Origin of the sequence: Escherichia sp. WS1450 (genome assembly GCF_046487395.1) — a bacterium.
Classification (GTDB): Bacteria; Pseudomonadota; Gammaproteobacteria; order Enterobacterales; family Enterobacteriaceae; genus Escherichia; species Escherichia coli.
Map to the genome: position 1 here is coordinate 68694 of NZ_JBJQJO010000008.1, position 14807 is coordinate 83500.

The 14807-nt window shown below is 51.2% G+C and carries 16 protein-coding genes; 5 read left to right on the top strand and 11 right to left on the bottom strand.

Annotated features, from left to right (window positions below):
• Window positions 1–43 precede the first annotated feature (43 nt).
• The gene (locus ACJHYR_RS11845; RefSeq protein ID WP_001586810.1) at window positions 44–1090 is read left to right on the top strand and encodes an AbrB family transcriptional regulator; all 1047 of its coding nucleotides are present in this window, start codon (window positions 44–46) and stop codon (window positions 1088–1090) included.
• On the opposite strand, the gene nei is transcribed toward ACJHYR_RS11845, so the two are convergent.
• From nei to ybgI, 5 genes are read right to left on the bottom strand one after another with little or no spacing between them, the layout of a single operon-like run.
• Window positions 1087–1878: an endonuclease VIII gene (nei, locus tag ACJHYR_RS11850; protein ID WP_001114011.1), complete on the bottom strand. Its 792-nt coding sequence runs from the start codon at window positions 1876–1878 to the stop codon at window positions 1087–1089. The two genes, ACJHYR_RS11845 and nei, sit on opposite strands and share 4 nt — an antisense overlap.
• Window positions 1879–1913: 35 nt before the next feature.
• On the bottom strand, window positions 1914–2648 hold the full coding sequence (gene pxpA, locus ACJHYR_RS11855; RefSeq protein WP_000687160.1) for a 5-oxoprolinase subunit PxpA: 735 nt from the start codon (window positions 2646–2648) through the stop codon (window positions 1914–1916).
• A complete protein-coding gene (pxpC, locus tag ACJHYR_RS11860; RefSeq protein WP_000912728.1) occupies window positions 2638–3570 on the bottom strand; it encodes a 5-oxoprolinase subunit PxpC in 933 nt (310 codons plus the stop codon). The genes pxpA and pxpC overlap by 11 nt, the downstream gene beginning before the upstream one ends.
• Complete coding sequence (gene pxpB, locus ACJHYR_RS11865) at window positions 3564–4220, bottom strand: 5-oxoprolinase subunit PxpB (RefSeq protein WP_001188343.1); 657 nt, start codon at window positions 4218–4220, stop codon at window positions 3564–3566. The genes pxpC and pxpB overlap by 7 nt, the downstream gene beginning before the upstream one ends.
• 22 nt (window positions 4221–4242) lie before the next feature.
• Entirely contained in the window at window positions 4243–4986 is a 744-nt protein-coding gene (gene ybgI / locus ACJHYR_RS11870; RefSeq protein WP_044059606.1) for a radiation resistance protein YbgI, read from the bottom strand.
• A 270-nt stretch (window positions 4987–5256) separates the two neighbouring features.
• Here ybgI and dtpD point away from each other — a divergent pair, with 270 nt between their 5' ends.
• Entirely contained in the window at window positions 5257–6738 is a 1482-nt protein-coding gene (gene dtpD / locus ACJHYR_RS11875; RefSeq protein WP_001032697.1) for a dipeptide permease DtpD, read from the top strand.
• Between the two features lie 41 nt (window positions 6739–6779).
• On the opposite strand, the gene phrB is transcribed toward dtpD, so the two are convergent.
• The 6 genes from phrB to ACJHYR_RS11905 form a co-directional block, all read right to left on the bottom strand.
• The gene (phrB, locus tag ACJHYR_RS11880; RefSeq protein ID WP_000207166.1) at window positions 6780–8198 is read right to left on the bottom strand and encodes a deoxyribodipyrimidine photo-lyase; all 1419 of its coding nucleotides are present in this window, start codon (window positions 8196–8198) and stop codon (window positions 6780–6782) included.
• The gene (locus tag ACJHYR_RS11885; protein ID WP_001076022.1) at window positions 8195–8704 is read right to left on the bottom strand and encodes a YbgA family protein; all 510 of its coding nucleotides are present in this window, start codon (window positions 8702–8704) and stop codon (window positions 8195–8197) included. Before ACJHYR_RS11885 ends, phrB begins: the two co-directional genes overlap by 4 nt.
• 84 nt (window positions 8705–8788) lie before the next feature.
• The gene (locus ACJHYR_RS11890) at window positions 8789–9196 is read right to left on the bottom strand and encodes a contact-dependent growth inhibition system immunity protein (protein WP_000790734.1); all 408 of its coding nucleotides are present in this window, start codon (window positions 9194–9196) and stop codon (window positions 8789–8791) included.
• A 12-nt stretch (window positions 9197–9208) separates the two neighbouring features.
• Window positions 9209–9493: a hypothetical protein gene (locus ACJHYR_RS11895; protein ID WP_001309346.1), complete on the bottom strand. Its 285-nt coding sequence runs from the start codon at window positions 9491–9493 to the stop codon at window positions 9209–9211.
• 82 nt (window positions 9494–9575) lie between these two features.
• Window positions 9576–9929 carry a hypothetical protein gene (locus ACJHYR_RS11900; protein ID WP_001033414.1) on the bottom strand — a complete coding sequence of 118 codons (354 nt, stop codon included), beginning with the start codon at window positions 9927–9929 and terminating at the stop codon, window positions 9576–9578.
• Window positions 9930–10453: 524 nt separating this feature from the next.
• Window positions 10454–10660: a YbfA family protein gene (locus ACJHYR_RS11905; RefSeq protein WP_000424927.1), complete on the bottom strand. Its 207-nt coding sequence runs from the start codon at window positions 10658–10660 to the stop codon at window positions 10454–10456.
• A 312-nt stretch (window positions 10661–10972) separates the two neighbouring features.
• On the opposite strand from ACJHYR_RS11905, the gene kdpF reads away from it, so the two are divergent.
• The 3 genes from kdpF to kdpB are packed head-to-tail and all read left to right on the top strand — an operon-like array spanning window position 10973 to window position 14806.
• Window positions 10973–11062, top strand: coding sequence for a K(+)-transporting ATPase subunit F (gene kdpF, locus ACJHYR_RS11910; RefSeq protein WP_001365534.1), 90 nt, complete (start codon window positions 10973–10975; stop codon window positions 11060–11062).
• Window positions 11062–12735 (top strand): potassium-transporting ATPase subunit KdpA, encoded by a 1674-nt coding sequence (gene kdpA, locus ACJHYR_RS11915; protein ID WP_000741119.1) that lies wholly within the window; start codon window positions 11062–11064, stop codon window positions 12733–12735. Before kdpF ends, kdpA begins: the two co-directional genes overlap by 1 nt.
• A 22-nt stretch (window positions 12736–12757) precedes the next feature.
• Window positions 12758–14806 carry a potassium-transporting ATPase subunit KdpB gene (kdpB, locus tag ACJHYR_RS11920; protein ID WP_000087929.1) on the top strand — a complete coding sequence of 683 codons (2049 nt, stop codon included), beginning with the start codon at window positions 12758–12760 and terminating at the stop codon, window positions 14804–14806.
• The last annotated feature ends 1 nt before the right edge of the window (window position 14807 follow it).

The following is a 14807-nucleotide window of genomic DNA, read 5'->3' on the forward strand; positions in this document are numbered from 1 at the left end:
GCTGTATCGATACACCAAAGAAAAAATAATGAGGGAACGAAGGATGCCAGTTTTGCAGTGGGGAATGTTATGTGTGCTCTCACTTCTCCTTTCTATTGGTTTCCTCGCGGTTCATCTCCCGGCGGCGCTATTACTTGGGCCGATGATCGCCGGGATCATCTTTAGTATGCGCGGAATTACTCTGCAACTTCCCCGCTCTGCTTTTCTCGCCGCCCAGGCCATTCTTGGCTGCATGATTGCGCAAAACCTCACTGGTTCGATTCTCACCACGCTGGCCGTCAACTGGCCGATCGTGCTTACAATTTTACTGGTGACGCTGCTTTCCAGCGCCATTGTTGGGTGGCTACTGGTGCGCTATAGCTCATTACCTGGAAATACCGGTGCCTGGGGTTCTTCTCCTGGCGGCGCGGCGGCAATGGTCGCTATGGCGCAAGATTACGGCGCAGATATTCGCCTGGTGGCGTTTATGCAATATCTGCGAGTGCTGTTCGTCGCGGGGGCCGCTGTTCTGGTCACCCGCATGATGCTGGGTGATAACGCTGAAGCGGTTAACCAGCAAATCGTCTGGTTCCCTTCAGTGAGCATTAATCTCCTGCTTACGATTTTGCTCGCAGTCGTTGCCGGTACAGTGGGATGCTTGCTACGTCTTCCTTCCGGCACGATGCTCATCCCGATGCTGGCGGGCGCAGTGCTCCAGTCTGGTCAGCTCATCACCATCGAACTACCGGAATGGCTGCTTGCGATGGCGTATATGGCAATTGGTTGGCGGATTGGTCTTGGTTTCGATAAACAAATATTACTGCGGGCATTGCGCCCGCTGCCACAAATCCTGCTGTCGATTTTTGCTCTGCTGGCTATTTGTGCGGGTATGGCGTGGGGACTGACCCGATTTATGCACATTGATTTTATGACTGCCTACCTCGCCACCAGCCCCGGCGGGCTTGATACCGTGGCGGTCATCGCCGCAGGGAGCAATGCCGATATGGCGCTTATTATGGCGATGCAAACCCTGCGCCTGTTCAGTATTTTGCTGACGGGGCCAGCCATTGCGCGGTTTATTTCAACCTATGCGCCGAAACGGTCGGCCTAGTGCTGGCAGCCCGGACACCAGTAAAACGGGCGCGAGGACAGCGTGGTTTTCTCAATGATGCTGCCACAGCGTTCACACGGTTCGCCATCACGATGAAAAACCTTAAAGCGAAACAACGCCCCATGATGTTTATTCTCATCCACCTGCCCCCGCGTAGCGTAAGAAAGTCGAGGAATATCCAGTAACGCGTCTGCGAGTGCATCCAGTTGCGCCGCACTGAGATCTTTCGCTTTATGATTGCCGGTTAACCCCACCTGCCAGAGGATCTCCACCCGCAAATAATTACCAAGTCCTGCCAGAAACGCCTGATCGAGCAGTAATCCAGCAAACTGACGGTTACGAAAGCGCGGCGACAATAATCGTTCCTTTACCACCTCTGGCGTCAGATTCGGATCCAGCACATCTGGACCAACGCGTTGTAAAAACGGATGCGTGGTCAGTTGTTCCGGGGTCAACATCTCAATATCCGAGGCGCTATAAAGCAGAATGGTTTTGTCAGCCGTTTGCAGTTTTACCCGCAATACTCGCGTGGTCTGCGGCTCTTCGCCGGTTTCAACCACGCGCCAGACGCCGTAAAGCTGATTATGGCTGTAGAGCGTTAAGTCGTTGGAAAAATGAGTTAACAACGCCTTACCACGCGTTTCCACATGGGTAACGTGTTGACCGATAAGTCGTGATTGATAAGATTTTAACTGCGGGAAGGCAAACCAGACATCAGTTAGTGGTTTGCCTTTGATCGCCGCCTCCAGGTTATCCGCTGCACGGCGGATCTCCGGGCCTTCAGGCATGGTGATATCCTTTTTTCATTCTTTATTAAGCGGGGTTATGCTGCGACAACAATCCCCTTTTCGGCAAATGTAGAGCGTAGTCGGCGGGCGAACGCCAGTGCGTGCTCGCCATCGCCATGCAGGCAGACCGTTTGCGCCGTGACCGTTGCCCATTCGCCGGTGATGCTTTTGACTCTGCCGTGTTGCACCATCTCCAACGTTTGCGCCAGCGCCTGTTCTTCGTTTTCAATCAACGCGCCTGGCTGGCTTCGCGGCACCAGCGAACCGTCTGCCTGATAACCGCGATCGGCAAACACTTCCTCGCGCGTTGTCAGGCCATATTGCTTGCCTGCACGAATCAGCTCGCTTCCTGCCAGCCCGACGAGAATCAATACCGGATCGCAAGCGTATACCGCTCTGGCGATGGCGTCTGCCAGTTGTGCCTCTTTCGCCGCCTGGTTGTATAACATGCCGTGCGGTTTGACATGACACATTACGCCGCCTTGCGCACGGGTAATCGCTGCCAGCGCGCCAATTTGATACAGCGTCTGGGCGTAAACGGTTTCTGGCGGCAGCTGCATGGCGCTGCGACCAAAATTTTCCCTGTCGGGAAAACTCGGGTGAGCGCCAATCGCGACACCATTTTTTATTGCTTCACGCACGCAAGCCTGCATGGTTTGCGCATTGCCTGCATGAAATCCACAGGCAATATTGGCAGAGGAAACCAGCGTTAATAGCTCTGCGTCGCTGGCGCAGCCTTCGCCCAGATCGGCGTTCAGATCAATTTTCATTGTGCAGCCGCCACGCTAATTGTTCGAAATAACGTTGCTGATCTTGCCGTGCTTTCAGTGCCTCTTCCAGTGAACACTGGACAAAATGAATCGGCTGACCGAGCGGAATTTGCGCCAGATGGTACATATCAGCCTCAATGATACAGGCAATACGCGGATAACCACCCGTGGTCTGTGCGTCGTTCATTAACACAATGGGCTGCCCGTTATGCGGCACCTGCACCACACCCGGTAACAAACCGTGAGATAACAGTTCGCGATCGGTGGTGCGTTTTAAAATTTGCCCCTGTAAGCGATAGCCCATTCGGTTACTTTGCGAGCTAAGCTGCCAGGGCGAACGCCAGAATGCATCCTGCGAGGCGCGATCGAACTCATGATATTCCGGCCCCGGCAAGGCGCGAATGCGGTTGCCCCACAGCAACTGTTTAACGCCCTGCGCTTCCATAAAATCACGCTTCGATTTGCCCATCGGAAGTCGGTCACCATCCTTCAGTAAACGGCCTTCCAGCCCGCCAATCCCCACTTTGAGATCGGTGCTGCATGACCCCATTACCGGCGGAACATCAATACCACCCGCGACCGCCAGATAACTGCGCATCCCGTGCTGCGGGCGTTTAAGCGTTAAACGCTGGCCTGCTTTCATCGGCAATCGCCAGCCAGTCCAGACGGCATTATCATCCAGCCGCGCTTCGCAACCTGCCCCCGTCAGGGCAAACCACCCATCAGTTTCGAACTCTACCGTTAACTGACCGAGCGTGATCTCCAGCGCGGGGGCATTGGCGTCATTACCCACCAGCAGGTTAGCAATGCGTAACGCAGGCATATCCAGTGCGCCGCAGTGGCTGATACCCGACTGGCGAAAACCGTGACGACCGCCATCCTGCACAGTGGTATACATGCCCGCACGAATAATCTTCAGCATACTCCCTCCTTCTGCGGTACAAAGCGCACGCTGTCTCCCGGACGTAATAAGATGGGTTCGTCACGCGCCGGATCAAACAGGCTGAGTGAGGTATGACCAATCAACTGCCAGCCCCCCGGCGTTGCCAGCGGATAAACACCAGTCTGCGGCCCGCCGATCCCGACAGAACCTGCCGGAACGAGCAAGCGCGGTTCAGCGCGACGTGGCGTGTGTAGTTGTTCCGGCAAACTCCCGAGATACGGGAAGCCCGGTTGAAAACCTAAAAACCAGACCACGTATTCCACGGAGGAGTGCAATTCAACAACCTGTTTTTCGCTCAACCCACAATGCGCCGCGACCACCGCCAAATCCGGTCCGCCTGCGCCACCGTAAACCACCGGAATTTCAATAAAACGAGACTCCGGCTCCAGCGCCTCACTCTCCTCCCACCAGCGTTGCAAACGCTCTATGGCATCCAGTGCCAGCGACTCAGGATTACGTAAAATCACCGTGATATTGTTCATGCCGGGAATGGCTTCAACCACATTCGGCATATCCACCAGACGCTGCGCCAGTCGCCAGATCCGTTTCTGGCTAGCCAGCGTCACCGGCGGTTCCAGCTCCAGCACTACCGCCGTTTCACCTATCAGATAACAACGCGCTCGTTGCACTTTCGATCCCTCTGATTATTCGTTATGCAGGATTAGGAATATCAATAAAGGTCACATCAAGATCGGTATTTTCATTCAGCCACTCGCTCAATGCGCGAATACCACCGCGTTCAGTGGCATGGTGACCCGCAGCATAAAAATGCAATCCCTGCTCGCGGGCTGAATGAATGGTCTGTTCTGAAACTTCGCCAGTAATAAAAGCATCCACGCCAAAACGCGCGGCGCTATCGATAAAACTTTGCCCGCAGCCCGTGCACCAGGCAACGCGCTGGACCACCTCAGGTCCGGTATCGCCACACCATAACGGCTTACGTCCCAGACGCGCTTCAATCCAGGAGGCTAGTTCCAGTCCCGGCACAGGCATGGTCAGTTCGCCCCACGGCACCAACGGCTCAATTTCGCCCATGACCGTGATCCCCAGTAACGCCGCCAGCTGTGCGTTATTGCCCAGCTCAGGATGTGCGTCAAGCGGCAAATGCCAGCCATACAGGTTGATATCATTTGCCAGCAACGTTTTTAAACGGTTACGCTTCATTCCGCGAATGACCGGAGATTCGCCTTTCCAGAAGTAGCCATGATGCACAATGACCGCATCCGCGCCCAGACGCACTGCCTCATCGAGCAAAGCCTGGCTGGCAGTGACACCGGTAACAATTTTTTGCACCGTCTCTTTGCCTTCCACCTGCAAACCATTCGGCGCGTAATCACTAATCGCCGCGCTGTTCAGTTTTTCGTTAATCAGTTGTTCCAGTTCGGTGTTTTTCATCTTCGCGCCTTCCGTATTCTGATAGCTACACCGTTAACATAGCGTTACCTCGCCTGTTCGTCGATAGCCAATCTTTTGACATATTAAGAAACAAACCCGACGCCAAAAGACGCAAATTGTTTATATCATCACGCTTCAGCTAATGTATATTTATGCAATCAGACAGCATATTGCATAAATAATCAGATCTGTATCAAAGTTTTAACTTTAAGGAAACACAAGCACGCCGCGCAACTATTACGTGACGTTGCAGTCAATTGTGGAATTATTATGAATAAACACGCATCACAGCCGCGCGCTATTTACTATGTCGTTGCGCTGCAAATCTGGGAATATTTTAGCTTTTACGGCATGCGTGCCCTGCTGATTCTCTATCTCACCAATCAACTAAAATACAACGATACTCACGCCTACGAGTTATTTAGCGCCTACTGTTCGCTGGTGTATGTCACGCCAATCCTCGGTGGCTTTTTGGCGGATAAAGTTCTCGGTAATCGCATGGCGGTGATGCTGGGGGCGTTGTTGATGGCGATCGGTCATGTGGTGCTGGGTGCCAGTGAGATCCATCCGTCATTCCTCTATCTGTCCCTGGCGATTATCGTTTGTGGCTATGGTCTGTTTAAATCCAACGTCAGTTGCCTGCTCGGCGAGCTGTATGAGCCAACCGATCCGCGTCGTGATGGCGGTTTCTCGCTGATGTATGCGGCGGGTAACGTGGGGTCTATTATCGCACCTATCGCCTGTGGTTACGCCCAGGAAGAGTATAGCTGGGCGATGGGCTTTGGCCTGGCGGCGGTTGGCATGATCGCGGGTCTGGTCATTTTCTTATGTGGCAATCGTCATTTCACTCATACCCGCGGCGTTAACAAAAAAGTACTGCGTGCGACAAACTTTCTCCTGCCGAACTGGGGATGGCTGCTGGTTCTGCTGGTGGCAACACCTGCGCTGATCACCGTACTGTTCTGGAAAGAGTGGTCGGTATACGCCTTGATTGTCGCGACTATTATTGGCCTGGGTGTACTGGCGAAAATTTATCGCAAAGCAGAAAACCAGAAACAGCGTAAGGAGCTGGGGCTGATTGTTACCCTCACCTTCTTCAGCATGTTGTTCTGGGCCTTCGCACAACAGGGCGGTAGCTCGATTAGCCTTTATATCGACCGCTTCGTTAACCGCGATATGTTTGGTTATACCGTTCCGACTGCTATGTTCCAGTCGATTAATGCCTTCGCAGTTATGCTGTGCGGTGTGTTCCTGGCGTGGGTGGTTAAAGAGAGCGTCGCAGGTAATCGTACCGTGCGCATCTGGGGAAAATTTGCTCTTGGCCTTGGCCTGATGAGCGCCGGATTCTGCATTCTGACCTTAAGCGCCCGCTGGTCCGCAATGTATGGTCACTCTTCTCTGCCACTAATGGTGTTAGGCCTGGCGGTGATGGGCTTTGCGGAACTGTTTATCGACCCGGTTGCTATGTCGCAGATTACGCGCATTGAAATCCCTGGCGTGACTGGCGTATTAACTGGCATTTATATGCTGCTTTCCGGCGCGATTGCGAACTATCTGGCTGGCGTGATTGCCGATCAGACATCGCAGGCTTCGTTTGATGCTTCCGGGGCGATCAACTACTCCATCAATGCATATATTGAAGTATTTGATCAAATTACCTGGGGCGCACTGGCGTGTGTAGGAGTGGTGTTGATGATTTGGCTGTATCAGGCGCTGAAATTCAGAAACCGCGCGCTGGCGCTGGAATCTTAACAGGCCAGCACCATGCCTGATAAAACGCTCGCTGCGTTTTATCAGGCTCCTTTCCTCGCTTCTTCGTACGCTGCCAGCGTTCGCAGCCTTGCCTCTTTATGATCAACTATCGGTTGCGGATAATCCAGCGTCACACCTGATTTATCTGCCCACTTCCACGGCTCATGCACCACTTTCCCTGGCACATCGCGCAGTTCCGGTAGCCACTGGCGGATAAACTCGCCTTCGCGGTCAAATTTCTCGCCCTGGGTTGTCGGGTTAAAAATACGAAAATACGGCGCTGCATCGGTTCCGGTTGAAGCGGCCCACTGCCAGCCACCGTTATTAGCTGCCAAATCACCATCAATCAGCTGCGACATGAAATATCGCTCGCCTTCGCGCCAGTCGATCAACAAATCTTTCACCAGAAAACTGGCTGTAATCATCCGTAGCCTGTTATGCATCCAGCCAGTGCTGTTAAGCTGACGCATGGCAGCATCGACAATCGGGTATCCCGTTTTGCCTTCCTGCCAGGCCTGTAAATGTGCGGGATTGCTCTGCCACTGCACACGATCCGTCCAGGCAATAAACGGACAATGTTTACACAACGAGGGGTAATACGTCATCAGATGACGGTAGAACTCGCGCCAGATCAGCTCACTAAGCCAGACACTACCGGCCCCACCGTCCAGCGCCTGCGGCTGTTCCGCCAACAAGCGATGCAAACACTGGCGAGGCGATAACCCGCCCGTTGCCAGGCTGGCGGACAAACGACTGGTGCCTTCCACTGCCGGAAAATCTCGTTGTTGCTCATATTCTCCGGCACCGTTCTGGCAAAACTGGCGTAATTGCGCAATCGCAGCTTTTTCTTCCACCGGGAAATGCGCAGTATCGAAAGGCTGACGAGGATAATTCAGCGTAATGGATGGCGCGGGATCTATCGATCCACTACTACGTACTTTTGGCGCAGCGACGCACTCCGGCATCCCTTCCCGCAGCCGTTTCAGCCAGGCGTTTTTAAATGGCGTAAAGACTTTGTACATCTCATGATTGCCAGTCATCACCGCCCCCGGCGGCAGGATCACGCTGTCGTCAAATCCTTCACACACCACGTTACGCAGCGTTCTCTCAACCTGCGCATCCCGCGCCCGCTCATTCACCTCATACTGATAGTTATAAAACAGACGGGTAACACGATTTTCCGCGCACACCTGTTTAACTATTTCGACGCTGGCAGCAAAGTCATCCACTTCATGAAACAGCAAAGGAATGCCTTTTTCCGCCAGCGCGATTTGTAGCCCATTCAGTTGAGCATTGATAAGTTCAGCCTGACGCGGCGACACATTATGCGCCGCCCACTGGCGTGGTGTAGCGATATACAACGCCAGCACGCGCGCAGACGAATTGCGGCAGGCGGCAGCCAGCGCGAGATTATCGTGCTGACGTAAATCCTGGCGAAACCAGACCAGATGGGTAGTCATAAAACTCCTGCATGGCGCAAGTTAATCACACGCGGCCAAAGTTCGAAATAACGCTGCCCTGAAAGCCAGGCGTCAGGATAAAGCGCCATATAGTGTTTGATACGCATCAGCGGCGCAAGAAGTGGTTGCTCGCCACGGCGATAACTGTCGATAAGCGCAGCCAGCTGCTGGCGTTCTGTGGAATCAATATGAGGGCGAAAATAACCCTGAACGTGCATCAAAACATTGGTGTGGTCACGTCGGTTGGCGGGGTGAGAAAGCAAAACAACTACGCGTTGGCGGTACTGGTTGTAATAGTCATCCAGATTTTGCCACTGGTGAATATCAGCCACGAACGGGCCAAGTTTGCGGTATTCCGGCTGGGAATGAGCCAGAAAGACGAGTTTATAGCGGCTGTGATAATCGAGAAGCGCCCCGCGCGTTAAGCCATGTTCTTTCAGTCGATGTAACTCGTGGAGAGCGAAGATACGGATTAGGGTGCTTTCATCAAATCGTTGCTGATTCATTACTGCTCCTGAACGGTTTACAGGAGTAAGTGTAGACGGCAGTATTGAAAAAACGAAACGAATAAATGAGATCGGTAAAGAAATTCAATAACTCATAATAAATTTCATGGTGGCGATAAATAGTTTCTTTTCTTCATCACTCATGGTAGAAGCGTTTAACATGTTGCCATAAAATTTACTGATGATATTTTTTAATTGCAGCAAATGCAAAGGAGAAAAATAGTCACTCCCGATGAGATTACTCAATACCAGCAATAATTCTCCATTATATAAATAACCTACCATAAGATTAATCTCTATCATCTCAATTGCTTTTTGTACAGCAAGCGCTGGTAAGATATTCTGACGAAGCATTTTGGCAATATCATTTTCATCCAGTTCATCCGGTGTTTTATCCAATAAAGAGTTATACCAGTTTATTAAACCACTTTTGAAAGCGAATGAATCATATTGCAGGTGATAAATCTGTTTTAGGGTTTCTTTATTTTTCATTTTATAATGTCTTTATTTGCTATGATTTTTCTGATTTAATTCTATATCATTTAAAGCATTTTCAAGCCAATCATCCATGTTCTTAATTTTAGCCCGCTCATACAAATCATGCACAACATCTTCATAACGCCGTCCATCATTGACCATACAATTAGCTGTATGAGGCAGAACATGTATAAAATCAGACAATATAAAACAAGCCTTTGCATTTCCAGAGTTAGCTGCAGTTCTGATATCAATCAAGCCTCTGGCAATTAATTTAAGAATAACACTAACATCTTGCATTTTAATTTCCATATCATCCAGTTAAATTTTAGTCGTAAATCGTCTATCTAAAAAAGATGAAATTAACATTTATAAATTTATTACAATATAAAAATCAAAAATATACATCATCAGCTTCTACTGAAAACTCCATGGCTCCTAAGGCACCTAAATCAATACTAAATATGGTATCACTTTCCTTAGCACTCCCAACATAGATAAAATAGCCTAAATCCCCATCCTGACCTATCAAAAAATAGTCAGGCTCCACTCGTTGAATATCATATGTTTCATTTCTTTCAATAAGATCAGAATAGTTATACAGATATAATATTTCATGCTTCTTATTAGTTATTTCATAGGCCTCACTATCTTTAATTTCTTCTATTAAGAAACGTTTATACACTGGAGGAAATTTGATTGACATGTCAAATTCAATTTTATTTATATATTCTATGATTTTATTCATGTTAAGAATACCTGAGCGGTTAATTATCGGTTATTGTGATGAATATATATTCGCTTTTAATTTTCAATAACTCATCACGGAAATACATATTGCTTTGTAGGCAAGCGCTAATAATACTTTATGAACCTGACTTCCGCCAGATATTCAACCTAAATATTCATGACGCAGTAATGTTTTAGAAAGCCACTAACTGCCCAGATAGTGCATCATCTACTACATTGGCGATTATACTCTAAATAATTCAAGTTGCAGGAAGGCGACAAGCGAGTGACAAATTCGTCAGGAACGAATTTGCCCAGTCGCAGGCTGACCTTCGGTGAGAGACATGGATGTCTCTCATTAATCCCCAGGAGCTTACATAAGTAAGTGACTGGGGTGAACGAACGCAGTCGCAGCACATGCAACTTGAAGTATGACGAGTATATAAAAAACCCCTGATTCCAGTTCCTTGTGCTGCGATCCTAACCAAAAAAAAACCGCCAGCGTTTCCGCTGGCGGTTTTCAATGTATTCAGAACTCAGCAATCAGTAAAAATCACCGGTTGCCTTTTCGGCCTGATCCATCCAAACCGGTTTATCGCTGGTTTTCGACCAGACGCGATGCAGATAGCTGTAAAAGCGGGCGCGGTCTTTCCAGAAAAGCATGAAAGGCAGCGCCAGAACGCCCACTGCAACCGCATAAGTACGGCGTAAAAAGATAAGCCATGCAGGATATTCTCTGTAGAGTTCCATACTTTTCTCCCCCTTTTGTATCTACCCGGTGAATGGCACCGGAAAAATGAATTTGTTTATCTGATGAAAATAGTACCGCCTTTTGTGTAATTTTACTACTCATCCGACCACTTATTTTTGCTTATTGATGGTTTATTTACATTCACACTGTAATTAAGTTACACAAAAGTTAAATTAATACTAACCATCAGTTAAATCATGGCTTTTGCCATTTTTATACTTTTTTTACACCCCGTCCGCAGATTTTTGCGAAATCTTTGCAGCCAGAATTCTACTCTTCCGGTATCACTTTTAGGCCACTGGAGGTGCACTGTGAGTGCAGGCGTGATAGCCGGCGTGTTGCTGGTGTTTTTATTACTGGGTTATCTGGTTTATGCCCTGATCAATGCGGAGGCATTCTGATGGCTGCGCAAGGGTTCTTACTGATTGCCACTTTTTTACTGGTGTTAATGGTGCTGGCACGCCCTTTAGGCAGCGGGCTGGCGCGGCTGATTAATGACATACCTCTTCCCGGTACAGCGGGTGTTGAACGCGTACTTTTTCGTTTACCTGGCGTCTCTGACAGTGAGATGAACTGGAAGCAGTATCTCTGTGCCATTCTCGGCCTGAACATGCTGGGGCTGGCGGTGCTGTTTTTTATGTTGCTCGGTCAGCACTATCTGCCGCTTAATCCACAGCAGTTGCCGGGGCTGTCGTGGGATCTGGCGCTGAATACTGCCGTCAGCTTTGTCACCAATACCAACTGGCAATCTTACAGCGGTGAAACCACGTTGAGCTATTTCAGCCAGATGGCTGGCTTAACGGTGCAAAACTTTCTTTCTGCCGCCAGCGGGATTGCGGTGATTTTTGCCCTCATCCGTGCGTTTACCCGCCAGAGCATGAGCACACTCGGGAATGCCTGGGTCGATCTGCTACGCATCACGTTATGGGTGCTAGTCCCTGTGGCGTTGTTGATCGCATTGTTTTTTATTCAACAAGGTGCGCTGCAAAACTTTCTGCCCTATCAGGCGGTGAATACCGTTGAAGGAGCGAAACAGCTGTTACCAATGGGGCCGGTGGCTTCTCAGGAAGCGATCAAGATGCTCGGCACTAACGGTGGTGGCTTCTTTAATGCCAACTCGTCGCATCCGTTTGAAAACCCAACCGCACTGACCAACTTCGTGCAGATGCTGGCGATCTTCTTGATCCCAACAGCGCTGTGCTTTGCCTTTGGTGAAGTGGCGGGCGATCGCCGCCAGGGGCGCATGTTGCTGTGGGCGATGTCAGTGATTTTTGTCATCTGCGTAGGCGTGGTGATGTGGGCAGAAGTTCAGGGTAGTCCTCATCTGCTGGCGCTGGGTGCGGACAGCAGCATCAATATGGAAGGTAAAGAGAGCCGTTTCGGCGTGCTGGTCAGTAGCCTGTTTGCGGTCGTGACTACGGCGGCTTCCTGTGGCGCGGTGATTGCGATGCATGATTCGTTTACCGCTCTCGGTGGCATGGTGCCGATGTGGCTGATGCAAATTGGTGAAGTGGTATTCGGCGGTGTCGGTTCTGGTCTTTACGGCATGATGCTGTTTGTTCTGCTGGCGGTGTTTATTGCCGGGCTGATGATTGGTCGTACACCGGAATATCTGGGTAAAAAAATCGACGTACGTGAGATGAAACTGACTGCACTGGCGATTCTGGTCACCCCGACGCTGGTGCTGATGGGCGCGGCGCTGGCAATGATGACCGACGCCGGACGTAGCGCCATGCTCAACCCTGGCCCGCATGGTTTTAGCGAAGTGCTGTACGCCGTGTCATCCGCCGCTAACAACAACGGCAGCGCCTTTGCCGGATTAAGCGCCAACTCTCCGTTCTGGAACTGTTTACTGGCGTTCTGCATGTTTGTCGGTCGCTTCGGGGTGATTATCCCGGTGATGGCAATTGCCGGTTCGCTGGTGAGTAAAAAGAGCCAACCCGCCAGCTCCGGCACGCTGCCAACGCACGGCCCGCTGTTTGTTGGCCTGTTAATCGGCACCGTGTTGCTGGTTGGCGCACTGACCTTTATCCCTGCCCTGGCGCTTGGTCCGGTGGCGGAATATCTCTCCTGATGATATTGAGTGAGCACTGAATATGAGTCGTAAACAACTGGCGCTATTCGAACCAACACTTGTCGTTCAGGCGCTGAAAGAAGCGGTGAAAAAATTAAACCCGCAGGCGCAATGGCGCAATCCGGTGATGTTTATCGTCTGGATCGGCAGTCTGCTGACCACCTGTATTAGCATCGCGATGGCAATCGGTGCGATGCCCGGCAATGCGCTGTTTAGCGCGGCCATTAGCGGTTGGCTGTGGATCACCGTACTGTTCGCTAATTTCGCCGAGGCGCTGGCAGAAGGCCGCAGTAAAGCGCAGGCCAACAGTCTGAAAGGGGTGAAAAAAACTGCCTTTGCCCGCAAGCTGCGTGAGCCGAAATATGGCGCTGCGGCGGACAAAGTTCCTGCCGATCAACTTCGTAAAGGCGATATCGTACTGGTAGAAGCTGGCGATATTATCCCCTGCGATGGTGAAGTCATTGAAGGCGGCGCATCGGTCGATGAAAGCGCCATCACCGGGGAATCGGCACCGGTGATCCGTGAATCCGGCGGCGATTTTGCCTCCGTCACTGGCGGCACGCGTATTCTTTCTGACTGGCTGGTGATTGAGTGCAGCGTTAACCCCGGCGAGACATTTCTGGATCGGATGATCGCGATGGTGGAAGGCGCGCAGCGACGCAAAACGCCGAACGAGATTGCCCTGACCATCCTGCTGATTGCCCTGACCATCGTCTTTTTACTGGCAACCGCCACGCTGTGGCCATTTTCCGCGTGGGGCGATAATGCAGTCAGCGTAACGGTACTGGTGGCGCTGCTGGTCTGTCTGATCCCAACGACCATTGGCGGTCTGTTGTCAGCGATCGGCGTCGCCGGGATGAGTCGGATGCTGGGCGCGAATGTGATTGCCACCAGCGGACGTGCTGTTGAAGCGGCGGGTGACGTTGACGTCCTGCTGCTGGATAAAACCGGCACAATCACGCTAGGTAACCGTCAGGCATCGGAGTTTATCCCTGCACAGGGCGTAGAGGAAAAAACGCTGGCCGACGCCGCACAACTGGCTTCGCTGGCTGATGAAACGCCGGAAGGTCGCAGTATTGTGATCCTCGCCAAGCAGCGTTTTAACCTGCGCGAGCGCGATGTGCAGTCGCTCCATGCCACCTTTGTACCGTTTACTGCGCAAAGCCGGATGAGCGGGATCAACATCGACAACCGCATGATCCGTAAAGGTTCTGTCGATGCCATTCGCCGCCATGTTGAGGCTAACGGTGGTCACTTCCCTGCCGATGTTGATCAAAAAGTCGATCAGGTTGCGCGTCAGGGAGCCACGCCGCTGGTAGTAGTAGAAGGCTCCCATGTGCTTGGCGTTATTGCGCTGAAAGATATCGTCAAAGGCGGTATTAAAGAGCGCTTCGCGCAGTTGCGTAAAATGGGCATTAAAACGGTGATGATTACCGGCGATAACCGTCTGACTGCCGCCGCGATTGCTGCGGAAGCGGGCGTCGATGATTTCCTCGCCGAAGCGACACCAGAGGCCAAGCTGGCATTGATTCGTCAGTATCAGGCAGAAGGCCGTTTAGTGGCGATGACCGGCGATGGCACCAACGATGCTCCGGCGCTGGCGCAGGCAGATGTCGCGGTGGCGATGAACTCCGGTACTCAGGCGGCGAAAGAAGCGGGCAATATGGTGGATCTCGACTCTAACCCGACCAAGTTGATCGAGGTGGTACATATTGGCAAACAGATGCTGATGACCCGTGGCTCGCTGACCACCTTCAGCATTGCCAACGATGTGGCGAAATACTTCGCCATTATTCCGGCGGCATTCGCGGCAACGTATCCGCAGTTAAATGCGCTGAACATCATGCGCCTGCATTCGCCCGACTCCGCAATCCTCAGTGCAGTGATTTTCAACGCCTTGATTATCGTCTTTTTGATTCCCCTGGCGTTAAAAGGCGTGAGTTATAAACCGCTTACCGCTTCTGCCATGTTGCGCCGTAACTTATGGATTTATGGTCTGGGTGGGCTGCTGGTGCCGTTTATTGGTATCAAAGTCATTGATTTACTGCTGACCGTTTGCGGTCTGGTGTGAG

Bases quoted from the DNA above. Each gene is read 5' to 3' on its own strand.
- ACJHYR_RS11885 (WP_001076022.1), bottom strand. From the start codon at position 8,704: ATGAATCAGCAACGATTTGATGAAAGCACCCTAATCCGTATCTTCGCT.
- pxpC (WP_000912728.1), bottom strand. From the start codon at position 3,570: ATGCTGAAGATTATTCGTGCGGGCATGTATACCACTGTGCAGGATGGC.
- phrB (WP_000207166.1), bottom strand. From the start codon at position 8,198: ATGACTACCCATCTGGTCTGGTTTCGCCAGGATTTACGTCAGCACGAT.
- ACJHYR_RS11895 (WP_001309346.1), bottom strand. From the start codon at position 9,493: ATGGAAATTAAAATGCAAGATGTTAGTGTTATTCTTAAATTAATTGCC.
- pxpA (WP_000687160.1), bottom strand. From the start codon at position 2,648: ATGAAAATTGATCTGAACGCCGATCTGGGCGAAGGCTGCGCCAGCGAC.
- kdpB (WP_000087929.1), top strand. From the start codon at position 12,758: ATGAGTCGTAAACAACTGGCGCTATTCGAACCAACACTTGTCGTTCAG.
- ACJHYR_RS11905 (WP_000424927.1), bottom strand. From the start codon at position 10,660: ATGGAACTCTACAGAGAATATCCTGCATGGCTTATCTTTTTACGCCGT.
- ACJHYR_RS11845 (WP_001586810.1), top strand. From the start codon at position 44: ATGCCAGTTTTGCAGTGGGGAATGTTATGTGTGCTCTCACTTCTCCTT.
- kdpA (WP_000741119.1), top strand. From the start codon at position 11,062: ATGGCTGCGCAAGGGTTCTTACTGATTGCCACTTTTTTACTGGTGTTA.
- nei (WP_001114011.1), bottom strand. From the start codon at position 1,878: ATGCCTGAAGGCCCGGAGATCCGCCGTGCAGCGGATAACCTGGAGGCG.
- dtpD (WP_001032697.1), top strand. From the start codon at position 5,257: ATGAATAAACACGCATCACAGCCGCGCGCTATTTACTATGTCGTTGCG.
- ACJHYR_RS11900 (WP_001033414.1), bottom strand. From the start codon at position 9,929: ATGAATAAAATCATAGAATATATAAATAAAATTGAATTTGACATGTCA.
- ACJHYR_RS11890 (WP_000790734.1), bottom strand. From the start codon at position 9,196: ATGAAAAATAAAGAAACCCTAAAACAGATTTATCACCTGCAATATGAT.
- ybgI (WP_044059606.1), bottom strand. From the start codon at position 4,986: ATGAAAAACACCGAACTGGAACAACTGATTAACGAAAAACTGAACAGC.